13 protein-coding genes and 1 pseudogene are annotated in these 12,392 nt (G+C 64.4%); 7 read left to right on the top strand and 7 right to left on the bottom strand.

All coding sequences use genetic code 11. From position 1 onward, the window contains the following. Window positions 1-48: 48 nt before the first annotated feature. Window positions 49-969 (bottom strand): zinc ABC transporter substrate-binding protein, encoded by a 921-nt coding sequence (locus tag F6S12_RS26165; RefSeq protein ID WP_221178347.1) that lies wholly within the window; start codon window positions 967-969, stop codon window positions 49-51. A gap of 66 nt (window positions 970-1,035) precedes the next feature. On the opposite strand from F6S12_RS26165, the gene zur reads away from it, so the two are divergent. The 4 genes from zur to F6S12_RS26145 are packed head-to-tail and all read left to right on the top strand — an operon-like array spanning window position 1,036 to window position 3,841. After that, a complete protein-coding gene (zur, locus tag F6S12_RS26160; protein ID WP_123472561.1) occupies window positions 1,036-1,518 on the top strand; it encodes a zinc uptake transcriptional repressor Zur in 483 nt (160 codons plus the stop codon). Beyond that, complete coding sequence (gene znuC / locus F6S12_RS26155; protein ID WP_011058465.1) at window positions 1,518-2,303, top strand: zinc ABC transporter ATP-binding protein ZnuC; 786 nt, start codon at window positions 1,518-1,520, stop codon at window positions 2,301-2,303. The genes zur and znuC overlap by 1 nt, the downstream gene beginning before the upstream one ends. Continuing rightward, the gene (gene znuB, locus F6S12_RS26150; protein ID WP_011058464.1) at window positions 2,296-3,084 is read left to right on the top strand and encodes a zinc ABC transporter permease subunit ZnuB; all 789 of its coding nucleotides are present in this window, start codon (window positions 2,296-2,298) and stop codon (window positions 3,082-3,084) included. Before znuC ends, znuB begins: the two co-directional genes overlap by 8 nt. A 37-nt stretch (window positions 3,085-3,121) precedes the next feature. Then, window positions 3,122-3,841, top strand: a complete 720-nt coding sequence (locus F6S12_RS26145) for a PA5502 family lipoprotein (RefSeq protein WP_041114991.1) — start codon at window positions 3,122-3,124, stop codon at window positions 3,839-3,841. A 56-nt stretch (window positions 3,842-3,897) separates the two neighbouring features. Here F6S12_RS26145 and katE read toward each other — a convergent pair whose 3' ends face one another. Next, on the bottom strand, window positions 3,898-6,090 hold the full coding sequence (katE, locus tag F6S12_RS26140; protein WP_262382496.1) for a catalase HPII: 2,193 nt from the start codon (window positions 6,088-6,090) through the stop codon (window positions 3,898-3,900). Between the two features lie 215 nt (window positions 6,091-6,305). Between katE and F6S12_RS26135 the strand changes: the two genes are divergently transcribed. From F6S12_RS26135 to F6S12_RS26125, 3 genes are read left to right on the top strand one after another with little or no spacing between them, the layout of a single operon-like run. After that, window positions 6,306-7,313 carry a methionine ABC transporter ATP-binding protein gene (locus F6S12_RS26135; RefSeq protein ID WP_019095617.1) on the top strand — a complete coding sequence of 336 codons (1,008 nt, stop codon included), beginning with the start codon at window positions 6,306-6,308 and terminating at the stop codon, window positions 7,311-7,313. Continuing rightward, complete coding sequence (locus F6S12_RS26130; RefSeq protein WP_011058460.1) at window positions 7,313-7,978, top strand: methionine ABC transporter permease; 666 nt, start codon at window positions 7,313-7,315, stop codon at window positions 7,976-7,978. The genes F6S12_RS26135 and F6S12_RS26130 overlap by 1 nt, the downstream gene beginning before the upstream one ends. Before the next feature lie 59 nt (window positions 7,979-8,037). Continuing rightward, entirely contained in the window at window positions 8,038-8,811 is a 774-nt protein-coding gene (locus F6S12_RS26125) for a MetQ/NlpA family ABC transporter substrate-binding protein (protein ID WP_015633648.1), read from the top strand. A 215-nt stretch (window positions 8,812-9,026) separates the two neighbouring features. On the opposite strand, the gene F6S12_RS26120 is transcribed toward F6S12_RS26125, so the two are convergent. The 5 genes and pseudogenes from F6S12_RS26120 to F6S12_RS26100 form a co-directional block, all read right to left on the bottom strand. Then, the gene (locus F6S12_RS26120; protein WP_015633647.1) at window positions 9,027-9,662 is read right to left on the bottom strand and encodes an SCO family protein; all 636 of its coding nucleotides are present in this window, start codon (window positions 9,660-9,662) and stop codon (window positions 9,027-9,029) included. Continuing rightward, entirely contained in the window at window positions 9,659-10,561 is a 903-nt protein-coding gene (gene cyoE, locus F6S12_RS26115) for a heme o synthase (protein WP_315869473.1), read from the bottom strand. The genes F6S12_RS26120 and cyoE overlap by 4 nt, the downstream gene beginning before the upstream one ends. Continuing rightward, the gene (locus tag F6S12_RS26110) at window positions 10,549-11,628 is read right to left on the bottom strand and encodes a COX15/CtaA family protein (protein ID WP_019095615.1); all 1,080 of its coding nucleotides are present in this window, start codon (window positions 11,626-11,628) and stop codon (window positions 10,549-10,551) included. The genes cyoE and F6S12_RS26110 overlap by 13 nt, the downstream gene beginning before the upstream one ends. A gap of 10 nt (window positions 11,629-11,638) precedes the next feature. Continuing rightward, entirely contained in the window at window positions 11,639-12,229 is a 591-nt protein-coding gene (locus F6S12_RS26105) for a hypothetical protein (RefSeq protein ID WP_015633644.1), read from the bottom strand. Continuing rightward, window positions 12,195-12,392: pseudogene (locus tag F6S12_RS26100) on the bottom strand (SURF1 family protein); the annotation flags it as partial. The gene F6S12_RS26105 and the pseudogene F6S12_RS26100, both read right to left, overlap by 35 nt.

Raw genomic sequence — 12,392 nt, 5'->3', positions numbered from 1 at the left:
CTGTAGGAGCGGGCTTGCCCGCGAAAGCCCTCGCGCAACAATCCCCGCTTAAAGCTGCTCCAGGCAGCCCGCCAGATCATTCCCCAACTTCTCCAGCACCTGCTCATAGCCTTGAGCGGTCGCCGGCGTGTAACCGCCCAACGCATCCAGCTCCGCCAGTTTCACCGGCAGGCCGGCCACCAGGGTTTCCGCCAGGCGCGGGCGCAGGGGCGGCTCGCTGAACACACAGGTCTTGCCCACCTGCTGCAAGCGCGCGCGCATGGCGGCGACGTGCTGGGCCCCCGGCTGGACTTCCGCTGCCACGCTGAACACCCCGGCGTGCTTGAGGCCGTAGGCGTCCTCGAAGTAGTCGAAAGCTTCGTGGAACACGAAGTAAGGCTTGCCGGCGATCCCCGCCAGGCGGGCTTTCAAGCGAGCATCCAGGGCATCCAGACGCTCGCTGAACGCCTTCAGGTTGTTCTGGTAGCGGGCGGCATTGGCCGGGTCGGCGGCGCTCAGGTCCGCGGCCATGCGGGTGGCGATCACCCGGGCATTGACCGGCGACAGCCAGAGGTGCGCGTCCAGGGTGCCGGGGCGATGATCATGGTCATGTTCGTCGGCATCTTCAGCGTGGGAGTGGCTATCTTCGGCAAAGTGCCGGAGTTTCATGCCCAGCAGGTCCTGTACCGCCACCGAGGGCAGGCTACGGCCCTTCAGCACCCGCGGCAGGAAGCCTTCCATGTCCGGGCCGATCCAGTACAGCAGGTCCACACTCTGCACCTTGCGCACGTCCGAAGGGCGCAGCGCGTAGTTGTGCGGGGAAGCTCCGGGCGGCAGCAGCACCTCGGGAACCGCCACGCCATCCTGCACGGCGGCGGCAATCAGTTGCAGCGGCTTGATGCTGGTCAACACCCGCACTTCGGCCTGGGCCGAGCCGATCGCGAACAGGCTGAAGGTAAAAGCGACAAAAAGGCGAAAAAGTCTGGGCACGATGGACACTCGAGGAGGCGAGAACGGGTAACATAATAACGTCTCTCACAAACCTCGTCGCCGCTCATGCCTAAAACACCCCTTGCCAGCCGTCCACACGACCACTCTCACTGCGTACACAGCGCACTGTCTGAGGCCGACGCCCTGTGCGCACGGCAAGGCCTGCGCCTGACCGCCCTGCGCCGGCGGGTGCTGGAGCTGGTGTGGCAAAGCCACAAGCCCCTGGGGGCCTACGACATCCTGGCCGTGCTCAGCGAGCAGGACGGCCGTCGCGCCGCCCCGCCAACGGTTTACCGGGCGCTGGATTTCCTCCTGGAAAACGGCCTGGTGCACCGCATCGCCTCGCTCAATGCCTTTGTCGGCTGCAACCACCCCGAGCACGCGCACCAGGGCCAGTTCCTGATCTGCCGCGAATGCCACGCCGCCATCGAGCTGGAACAGAAATCCATCAGCGACGCCATCATCAGCAGCGCCCGCGAAGTCGGCTTCGTGGTCGAGGGCCAGACCGTCGAAGTGGTCGGGCTCTGCTCGGGCTGCCAGGGGGCTTGATGAGCAATGCGTTGATCCGCCTCGAGCAGGTCGGGGTGACCTTTGCCGGGCAGAACGTGCTGGAGAACATCCAGCTCAGCGTCGAACCCGGCCAGATCGTCACCCTGATCGGCCCCAATGGCGCCGGCAAGACCACGCTGGTGCGCGCCGTGCTCGGCCTGCTCAAGCCCGACACCGGCAGTGTCTGGCGCAAGCCCAAACTGCGGGTGGGCTACATGCCGCAGAAGCTTCATGTGGACCCGACCTTGCCGCTGTCGGTGCTGCGCTTTCTGCGCCTGGTGCCGGGAGTGGACCGTACCCGGGCGCTGGCAGCGCTCAAGGAAGTAGGTGCCGAGCAGGTGATCGACAGCCCGGTGCAGAGCATCTCCGGTGGCGAGATGCAGCGCGTGCTGCTGGCCCGGGCGCTGCTGCGCGAGCCGGAGCTGCTGGTGCTCGATGAACCGGTGCAAGGCGTCGACGTGGCCGGCCAGGCCGAGCTCTACAGCCTGATTACCCGCCTGCGCGACCGTCACGGCTGCGGCGTGCTGATGGTATCCCACGACCTGCACCTGGTGATGAGCACCACCGATCAGGTGGTCTGCCTCAATCGCCACGTCTGCTGCTCTGGCCACCCCGAGCAGGTCAGCGGCGACCCGGCCTTCGTCGAGCTGTTCGGCAAGAACGCACCGAGCCTGGCGATCTACCACCACCATCACGACCATGCCCACGACCTGCATGGTTCGGTCGTCACCCAGCCCGCTTCGGGCCACGCCCATGTCCATGGAGAAAACTGCAAGCATGGCTGATTTTCTGCTCTACGCCCTGCTCGCAGGCCTGGCCCTGGCAGTGGTTGCCGGCCCCTTGGGGTCCTTCGTGGTCTGGCGTCGCATGGCCTATTTCGGCGATACCCTGTCCCACGCCGCGCTGCTCGGCGTGGCCCTGGGCTTTCTGCTGGATGTCAGCCCGGCGGTAGCGGTCACGGTCGGCTGCCTGCTGCTGGCGGTGCTGCTGGTGACCCTGCAACAGCGCCAACCCCTGGCTTCCGACACGCTGCTGGGGATTCTTGCACCCAGCACCCTGTCTCTGGGCCTGGTGGTACTAAGCTTCATGCATGAAGTGCGAATCGACCTGATGGCCTACCTGTTCGGTGACCTGCTGGCGATCAGCCCGGGCGACCTGGCGTGGATTCTCGGCGGTAGCGCGGCGGTGCTGTTGCTGCTGGTGGCGCTGTGGCGCCCCTTGCTGGCGATCACCGTGCACGAGGAACTGGCCAGGGTCGAAGGCCTGCCTGTGGCCTCGCTGCGCCTGGCGCTGATGCTGCTGATCGCCGTGGTGATTGCCGTGGCCATGAAGATTGTCGGGGTGTTGCTGATCACCTCGCTGCTGATCATCCCGGCCGCTGCGGCACAGCGTCACGCCCGCTCGCCGGAGCAGATGGCCCTGGGCGCCAGCCTGCTGGGCATGCTCGCGGTGTGCGGCGGGCTGGCGCTGTCCTGGTTCAAGGACACACCGGCCGGGCCGTCGATCGTGGTCACCGCCGCCACACTGTTTCTGCTGAGTTTTGTTCTGCCCCGTCGAGGGGTGTAGACTTGCTCGCTTTTTGCGCAATTAGAGAGTCGCAGGAATGAAGCCGTTCGCCTCCCGTTATCTGCTCCTTGTCGCATTTTCCCTGCTACTGGGAGCCTGCCAAAGCACGCCACCAGCGGCCACCGAGGTCCCTGATGCACGGGCCACGGCCATCGCGCAGCTGGAACAAAACATCGCCAGCAGCGAACTGGCCACCGCGGAAGATCAACTCAGTGCCTTGCAGGCGCAGACGCCCGACGACCCGCAACTGGTGCAGTACCAGCGGCAGTTGGCCGAAGCCTATCTGCAGCGCAGCCAGATCGTCCTGCAGAAGGGCGATGTGAACGCCGCAGCCACGGCCCTGAGCCGTGCCCGGGCACTGATGCCCAAGGCTCCGGCGCTGACCGGTGGGGTCAACAATGCCATTGCCCACGCCCGCAAGGCGGAGCTGGACAAGGCCGAAGCCGCCCTGAAGGCCGCCGAAGCGCGCCCTGCGGCCAAGCTGATCGATCCGACCGCCGAGAGCACCACCGTCGCCTTGAACGTCACTGATATCCGCAAGCTGCGGCATCAACTCGATGCCCTGGCCGCCGACGTGGTGAATTATCAGTGCGACGTGAGCATCCAGGTACCACGCACCGAGGATTACCCCTGGCTATCGACCCTGCTCGGCAAGCGGGTGAAGAAGCTCGACCCGGACTTTGAACAGAAGATCAGTCGGCAAATCGTGCGCCATGTACCGGCGCAGATGGTGCTGACCCCGCGCAAGGCGCAGTAAAGCCTTCGCCGGCAAGCCGGCTCCTACACGGAGCAGGCTTGTCGGGGAAAGTGTGTTCAGGCCGGGATTGCCTTGGCCTTTTCCTCTCGGCTCCAGACCCGATGTTGCGCGATGGCGGCAATGAATGCCTTCAGCGCCTTGGCATCGGCCCCCACGATCAAGCCTTCATCCGCCTCCAGCCGCAGGCTGTGCAACAGCTCCCGGGCATCGCCGTGCAGGGCAATCGCCTTGAGGTGCTTGTACGCCTCCAGCAAGTAATGCAGGGCCACGCCATTGCCGCTCAAGGCCTTGATCGACTGCGCACCTCCGGGCACGAACACCGCATCGAAGGCCACCGATGGCAAGCCCTCCATGGACGCATCCACCGGCAGGCTCTTGCCGTCCGCCGTGGTGACCGGCGCCGAGGTCGGCCCCAGTAGCTTGGCGTGCGCTCCTTCGGCCTTGAGAGCCTTCTTCAGCGCATCGATCGCTGCACCATTGACGCCATTGGCCGCCAGAATCGCCACCTTCCGGGTTTTGATATTGCCCGGCAACAGGTTCGCCTGGCTCAGGGCCGGCGAGCGCGAGAGCGAAGTCTTGCGCTCCGCCACCGTGGCTTTCTTCGGCGCCGCCAGCCCGAGGTTCTCGGCCACTCGCGCGGCCAGTTGCAGGTCGATGTTGGCCAGAATCTCGTTGACCTGGCGTTCGCGGATCCATTCACGTTCCACCTTGCCCAGCTCAAAGCTGTAGGCGGCGATGATGTGCTCCTGCTCGTGCTTGCTCATGCTCTTGTAGAAGAGCCGCGCCTGGGAGAAATGGTCGCTGAACGATTCGCTGCGCTGGCGGATCTTGTGCGCATCGATACGCTCGTTGTAACTCTCGAAGCCGCCATCCTCGGCCGCCGGTGGGGTTTCCCGGGGCCAGCCGCCGTCGATGGAATTGGGCTCATAGGAGGCCCGGCCCTTGTCCAGGGTGATGCGGTGCATGGCGTCGCGCTGGCTGTTGTGGAAGGGCGCCAGCGGCCGATTGATCGGCAATTCGTGGAAGTTCGGCCCACCCAGGCGGCTGATCTGGGTATCGGTGTAGGAAAACAGCCGTCCTTGCAACAGCGGGTCGTTGGAGAAGTCGATCCCGGGCACTATGTGCCCCGGGCAGAAGGCGACCTGCTCGGTCTCGGCAAAATAGTTGTCCGGGTTGCGGTTCAGCACCATCTTGCCCAGGGGCGTGATCGGCACCAGCTCCTCGGGAATCAGCTTGGTCGGGTCGAGGATGTCGAAATCAAAGTTGTGCTCGTCTTCCTCGGCGATGATCTGTACACCGAACTCCCACTCCGGGTAATCCCCGGCTTCGATCGATTCCCACAGGTCGCGGCGATGGAAGTCGGTGTCCTTGCCCGCCAGCTTCTGCGCCTCATCCCAGACCAGCGAACAGGTACCCACCGTCGGCCGCCAGTGGAACTTGACGAAGCTCGACCGGCCCTGGGCGTTGATCAGGCGAAAGGTATGCACGCCAAAGCCCTGCATGGCCCGCAGACTTTTCGGAATGGCCCGGTCGGACATGGCCCAGATCACCATGTGCGCCGATTCCGGCTGCAGCGAGACAAAGTCCCAGAAGGTGTCATGGGCCGAGCCGCCGGTGGGTATTTCGTTGTGGGGTTCGGGTTTCACGGCGTGTACGAAATCGGGGAACTTGATCGCGTCCTGAATGAAGAACACCGGCATGTTGTTGCCCACCAAGTCGAAGTTGCCTTCGTCAGTGAAGAACTTCACCGCAAAGCCGCGCACGTCACGCACGGTGTCGCCAGAGCCTCTTGGCCCCTGGACCGTGGAAAAGCGTACGAACACTGGTGTTTTCTTCCCCGGATCACGCAGGAAACCGGCCTTGGTCAATGCCGAATGGTTGTCATAGCTCTGGAAGTAACCATGGGCACCCACCCCTCGGGCATGCACGATGCGCTCGGGAATCCGCTCATGGTCGAAGTGGGTGATCTTCTCCCGCATGATGAAGTCTTCCAGCAGCGAAGGCCCACGAGCACCGGCTTTGAGGGTGTTCTGGTTGTCGGCGATCTTCACCCCCTGGTTGGTCCGCAGGGCCTGCCCGGTGGCGTCGGAGCGGAACGTCTCCAGGCTCTTGAGCTTGCTGTTGCTGTTGCCGCGGTCCAGGGTGTCGGTCCCGGCCATCTGGCTTTTTGGGGTATCGGGCTTCTTCGTGCTCATCAGGCAAAACTCCTCGTTGGCGAAATCCCTGGCGTGCCGGGGCTTCGTGGGCAAAGGCCTCCAGGCACGGCACCTGGCGGCTTTCGAGTGACTTAACTAGTGACTGACGAGAAGGTGCGAGCGTTCCTTTTTTATGACCTTTGATCGCGTTATCGCCAAATGGCAGGATGATTGCGAAATAAATGCTAAGAACCTCTATACGGACAGGCTAAAATGCGCGCCCGGCTAACCGCTGATCCTTTTCTAACGCGCCCCACAAGGTTCGCTACGTGATCGAGTTTCAAAACGTCCATAAAACCTACCGGGTCGCCGGTAAGGATATTCCCGCCCTGCACCCGACCAGCCTTCGGGTCGAGAATGGCCAGGTGTTCGGCCTGATCGGCCACTCCGGTGCGGGTAAAAGTACTCTGCTGCGCCTGATCAACCGCCTGGAAAACCCCAGTGGCGGCACCATCGTCGTCGACGACGAAGACGTCACCGCCCTGGACGCCAGTGGCCTGCGCCGCTTCCGCCAGCAGGTCGGCATGATCTTCCAGCACTTCAACCTGCTGTCGTCCAAGACCGTGGCCGACAACGTCGCCCTGCCCCTGACCCTGGCCGGCGAGCTGTCGCGCAGCGACATCGACCGCCGGGTGGCCGAGCTGCTGGACCGGGTCGGCCTGGCCGACCACGCGAAGAAATACCCGGCGCAGCTGTCCGGCGGCCAGAAGCAGCGCGTCGGCATCGCCCGCGCCCTGGCCACCAAGCCGAAGATCCTGCTGTGCGACGAGGCCACCAGTGCCCTGGACCCGCAGACCACTGCCTCGGTCCTGCAACTGCTGGCCGAGATCAACCGCGAGCTGAACCTGACCATCGTCCTGATCACCCACGAGATGGACGTGATCCGTCGCGTCTGTGACCAGGTGGCGGTGATGGACGCCGGCGTGATCGTCGAACAGGGCCCGGTGGCCGACGTGTTCCTGCACCCCAAGCACCCGACCACCCGGCGCTTCGTCCAGGAAGACGAGCAGATCGACGAGAACGAGCAACGCGACGACTTCGCCCACGTGCCAGGCCGTATCGTGCGCCTGACCTTCCAGGGCGATGCCACCTACGCACCGCTGCTGGGCACCGTGGCCCGGGAGACCGGGGTCGACTACAGCATCCTCGCCGGACGCATCGACCGCATCAAGGACACCCCTTACGGGCAACTGACCCTGGCCATCACCGGCGGTGACATGGAAGCGGCCTTCGCCCGCTTCACCGCGGCGGATGTCCACATGGAGGTGCTGCGCTGATGGATACCTTCTTCGCCAACATCGACTGGCTGGAAATCTGGCTGGCCACCGGCGACACCCTGATGATGCTCGGCGGCTCGCTGCTGTTCACCGTACTGCTGGGCCTGCCACTGGGCGTGCTGCTGTTCCTCTGCAGCCCGCGCCAACTGCTGGAGCAGAAGTCGCTGTATGCGCTGCTGTCGCTGGTGGTCAACATCCTGCGTTCGCTGCCGTTCATCATCCTGCTGATCGTGATGATTCCCTTCACCGTACTGATCACCGGCACATCGCTGGGGGTTGCCGGGGCCATTCCACCGCTGGTGGTCGGCGCCACGCCGTTCTTTGCCCGGCTGGTGGAAACCGCCCTGCGCGAAGTGGATCGCGGCATCATCGAGGCCACCCAGTCCATGGGTGCCAGCACCCGGCAGATCATTACCAATGCCTTGCTCCCGGAAGCCCGCCCGGGCATCTTTGCCGCTATCACCGTGACTGCCATTACCCTGGTGTCCTACACCGCCATGGCCGGCGTGGTGGGGGCCGGTGGCCTGGGCGACCTGGCGATCCGCTTCGGCTACCAGCGCTTCCAGACCGATGTGATGGTGGTGACCGTGGTGTTGCTGCTGGTGCTGGTCCAGGTTCTGCAAACCGTCGGCGACAAGCTGGTGGTGCACTTTTCCCGCAAATAAAATTGCCGGCCCAGGCCGGCAGACGCCCGGGGTCGGGCGACTTACAAGGAGCTTGTTGGATGAAAAAACTACTCGTCGCTTTCGCAGCCGTTGCCGCGTTCTCCGCGCACGCCGCCGAAACCCTGACCGTGGCCGCCACACCAGTGCCCCACGCCGAGATCCTGGAATTCGTCAAACCGGCCCTGGCCAAGGAAGGCGTGGACCTGAAGGTCAAGGTATTCACCGACTACGTGCAGCCCAACGTGCAAGTCGCCGAAAAGCGCCTGGACGCCAACTTCTTCCAGCACCAGCCCTACCTGGATGAGTTCAACAAGGCCAAGGGCACCAAGCTGGTGAACGTTGCCGGTGTTCACGTCGAGCCCCTGGGTGCCTATTCCAGCAAGTACAAGCAGCTCTCCGAACTGCCGGGCGGCGCCACCGTGGTGATCCCCAACGACGCCACCAACGGCGGCCGCGCGCTGTTGCTGCTGGACAAGGCCGGCCTGATCAAGCTCAAGGATTCCAACAACATCCTGGCCACCATCAAGGACATCACCGAGAACCCCAAGGACCTGAAGTTCCGTGAACTGGAAGCCGCCACCATCCCGCGCGTGCTGACCCAGGTCGACCTGGCGCTGATCAACACCAACTATGCCCTGGAAGCCAAGCTGGATCCTTCCAAGGACGCCCTGGTGATCGAAGGCAAGGATTCGCCTTACGTGAACATCCTGGTGGCCCGTCCTGACGACAAGGATTCGGACGCCATGAAGAAGCTGGTCGCGGCCCTGCACAGCCCTGAAGTGAAGCAGTTCATTCTCGAGAAGTACAAAGGCGCCATCGTGCCGGCGTTCTGATCGGTTGCAGAAACACAAACGGGGCGCCTTGGGGCGCCCCGTTTCGTTGTAGCCGCTGCCGAAGGCCGGGATAAGGCGCCCAGCGTCTTCCGAGGGCCTCAGGAGCGCGTCCTCTTCGAGGCCGATCGCAGCCTGCGGCAGCGGCTACAGGGTTCGGCGGTTCGGCGGTTCGGCGGTTCGGCGGTTCGGCGGTTCGGCGGTTCGAGCATGTAGCGTTATTTGCGCTGCAGCATCACCGGCAGTTGGGCCACCAGCTTCTGGTTGTTCAACGGAGCACGGATGAAACCGCGCTGGGTACCGTCCGGGCCGATCACCGCCAGGTTGCCGCTGTGGTCCACGGTGTAGTTGGGCTTGCTGGTATCGGCCGGGATGAAGGGAATGCTCACGGCGTTGGCAAGCTTCTGCAGGTCTTCCACCGAGGAGGCGGTCAGGCCCTTGAAGTCCTTGTCGAAGTAGCCCAGGTACTGCTTGAGCTGCTGCGGGGTATCACGGTTGGGGTCGACGCTGACCAGGACCACCTGCAGCTTGTCCACCGCTTCCTTGGGCAGCTCGCTCTTGATCTGCCGCAACTGCGCCAGGGTGGTGGGGCAGATGTCCGGGCAGAAGGTGTAGCCGAAGAACAGCAGCGACCATTTGCCCTTCAGCTCGTCGATCACCACTGGCTGGCCGTCCTGGTCGACCATCTTCACCGCAGGCAGGGTACGGCTTTGCGGCAGCAGGATGATGCCCGCATCGATCAGTGCAGTGGGGTCGCCCTGACCCTTGCCGGACAGTACTTTGTTGACGGTAAGCCCCAGCACCAGGGCCACCAGGGCAACGAGAATAAAGACGGTTTTCTGAGTTCGAGTCATAGGTTCAACAATAGGTAGTGGTCTACGAGCAGGGCGATGAACAGCAGGAACAAGTAATAAATAGAGTACTTGAAGGTGTTGATCGCCGCGTGCGGCCGAGTGCCACGGTACAGCACCCAGGCCCATTGCAGGAAGCGCCCGCCCAGGGCCAGGGCACACACCAGGTACAACAAGCCACTCATGTGGATGACATAGGGCAGCAGGCTCACCGCCAGCAGGGCAAAGGTGTAGAGCAGGATGTGCACCTTGGTGTAGTGCTCGCCATGGGTGACCGGCAGCATCGGGATATCGGCCTTGGCGTATTCCTCTTTGCGATGGATGGCCAGGGCCCAGAAGTGCGGCGGGGTCCAGGCGAAAATGATCAGCACCAGCAGCAGCGGTTCTGCGCTCATGTGCCCGGTGGCGGCGACCCAGCCCAGCAACGGTGGAGCCGCGCCGGCCAGCCCACCGATCACGATGTTCTGCGGCGTCGCACGTTTCAGAAACCCGGTGTAGACCACCGCATAGCCCAGCAGCGAGGCCAGGGTCAGCCAGGCCGTGAGTGGATTGGTGAAGGTCAGCAGCAGCGCCTGCCCGGCTAGCGCCAGGAGCAGGGCAAAGGCCAGCGCCGCTCGTGGCGATACCCGGCCTTCGGCCAGGGGCCGTTTGTGGGTCCGGGCCATCAGCGCGTCGATGCGCCGATCCACCACATGGTTGACCGCCGCCGCGCCACCCGCGCACAGGGCAATGCCCAGGTTGCCGAACACCAGCACCGTCCACGGAACCCCGGCGCGGGTGGCGAGGAACATGCCCACCAGCGAGGTGATCAGCATCAGCACCACCACCTTGGGTTTGGTCAGCTCCAGGTAATCGCGCCAGATGGCCTGGGGATGCTGACGTTCGCTGATCAGAGTCGCCATGGCATCTCTCCTTTGATGGTGATGGGACCCGCCATCTGTTTACGCGGGCTGAGCCGCCAGCCCAGGGGCAGGCGATCCCGGGCCCGTACCAGGCTGGTACGGGCGTGGTAGTTGACCAGCACCAGGGTCAGCAGCAGCGCCGCCCCCCCGGCGTTGTGGGCCACGGCCACCGGCAGTGGCAAATGAAAGAACACGTTGCTCAGGCCCAGGCTGACCTGCGCCCCCAGCGCCACCAGCACCAGCCCGGCCAGGCGGGTCATGCCGGTCTGCCGCAGCTGCCAGGCCAGGCCCAGCAACACCAGGGTCACCAGCACCGCGCCGACCCGGTGGGTCATGTGGATGGCGGTGCGGGCATCACTGTCCAGTTGCCCGCCCAGGTAGTTGGGGCCGATGTGCTGGGTCAGATGGAAGCCGTTGGCGAAATCCATGTTCGGCCACCACTGGCCATGGCAGGTGGGCAGGTCGATACAGGCTACCGCCGCGTAGTTGGAACTGACCCAGCCGCCCAGGGCGATCTGCCCGATCACCAGCACCAGCCCGGCGGTGGCCCAGTACTGCAAGCGCCGCGGCACGATCAGCGCCGGCAATACCCCGGACAGGCGCAAGGTCAGCAGGAACAACAGGCTCAGGGTGGCGAAACCGCCCAGCAGGTGCGCGGTGACCACTTGCGGCCAGAGCTTGAGGGTCACCGTCCACATGCCGAAGGCCGCCTGGGCGAACACCACTGCCAGGAGGAACAGCGGCAGCTTCAGGGGCTGCCCCGGATGCCGGCGATGGGTCCAGGCCCGGGCCGCCAGGAGCACGATCAGCAGCCCCAGGGTGCCGGCGAAGTATCGGTGGATCATCTCGTTCCAGCCCTTGTGGGCCTCCACCGGGGTATCGGGAAAATGCAGCTCGGCATGGGCCAACTGGGCTTCGCTTTTCGGCACGCTGATAAAGCCGTAGCAGCCGGGCCAGTCCGGGCAGCCGAGGCCGGCATGGGTCAGCCGGGTGTAGGCGCCGAGCAGCACCACGATCAGGGCCAGCAAGGTGGCAAACAACGCGAGGCGAAATCCAGGTTTGGCCATGACGATGCCCTTATCCGATGTTCGACAGTTTCAGCAGGTGGCGCAGGTCGTTGAGCAGGTCCTTGCCCTTGACCCGGGCGTCATAGCGCAGCACCAGGTTGCTGTGGGGGTCGACGATCCACAGCTGCGGCGCCTCCTTGTCGTTGGCGCCCTTGGTGAAGGTCGCCAGGTCCAGGGGGTAGCGTTGCAGTTGCGGGTATTCCCGCTGCAGCTTGGCTTCGTATTCGGCGCTCAGGGGCCGGGCGCTGGCCAGGGCATGGCTGGCCCGCGAGGCATCACGGCCCAGGGCGATCTGGATCTGCCGCGCCAGGTACACCAGTTGCTGGCAATCCACTGCGCACTCCCCGGGCGCGGTGACCAGAACCTGCCAGCGATCCTCCTCGGCCTGCACGCCGATCTGGGCGCGGGTCTGGCCATTGCCGATAAGCTCGCCGTGATAGCTGCGGCTTTCCGGTACCCAGAACTGCAGCTTGTACATACCGGTGGCAAGGATCATCGGGCCGATCACCATCAGCAGGATCAGCACCAGTTGCCAGCGGCCGCGCCGCCGGTTGGGCGCCTGGGCGTCAGAGATGTTGGGTGGATTCATGGCCGTTCCCATGGCGTTTCTCCCGAGTGTTGTGCCAGCCGAAATAGAGATAGAGAGCGAACAGCGCCAGGGCCATGGCGAACCACTGCACCGCATAGGCCTGGTGTTTTTCCGGGCCCATGGCGACCACCGGCCATTCGGTCAGGTAGGCCCCTGGGCCCGACTCCAGGCGCAC

This window comes from Pseudomonas sp. JV245A, assembly GCF_032424515.1.
Classification (GTDB): Bacteria; Pseudomonadota; Gammaproteobacteria; order Pseudomonadales; family Pseudomonadaceae; genus Aquipseudomonas; species Aquipseudomonas protegens.
Note: the sequence above shows the minus strand (reverse complement) of the source record. Positions and strands in the feature narration are given on the sequence as shown.

Excerpts from the sequence above, each read along its gene's own strand:
- zur (WP_123472561.1), top strand. The coding sequence starts at position 1,036 with ATGCCTAAAACACCCCTTGCCAGCCGTCCACACGACCACTCTCACTGC.
- znuC (WP_011058465.1), top strand. The coding sequence starts at position 1,518 with ATGAGCAATGCGTTGATCCGCCTCGAGCAGGTCGGGGTGACCTTTGCC.
- F6S12_RS26105 (WP_015633644.1), bottom strand. The coding sequence starts at position 12,229 with ATGGGAACGGCCATGAATCCACCCAACATCTCTGACGCCCAGGCGCCC.
- F6S12_RS26120 (WP_015633647.1), bottom strand. The coding sequence starts at position 9,662 with ATGACTCGAACTCAGAAAACCGTCTTTATTCTCGTTGCCCTGGTGGCC.
- znuB (WP_011058464.1), top strand. The coding sequence starts at position 2,296 with ATGGCTGATTTTCTGCTCTACGCCCTGCTCGCAGGCCTGGCCCTGGCA.
- cyoE (WP_315869473.1), bottom strand. The coding sequence starts at position 10,561 with ATGGCGACTCTGATCAGCGAACGTCAGCATCCCCAGGCCATCTGGCGC.
- F6S12_RS26125 (WP_015633648.1), top strand. The coding sequence starts at position 8,038 with ATGAAAAAACTACTCGTCGCTTTCGCAGCCGTTGCCGCGTTCTCCGCG.
- F6S12_RS26110 (WP_019095615.1), bottom strand. The coding sequence starts at position 11,628 with ATGGCCAAACCTGGATTTCGCCTCGCGTTGTTTGCCACCTTGCTGGCC.
- F6S12_RS26145 (WP_041114991.1), top strand. The coding sequence starts at position 3,122 with ATGAAGCCGTTCGCCTCCCGTTATCTGCTCCTTGTCGCATTTTCCCTG.
- F6S12_RS26130 (WP_011058460.1), top strand. The coding sequence starts at position 7,313 with ATGGATACCTTCTTCGCCAACATCGACTGGCTGGAAATCTGGCTGGCC.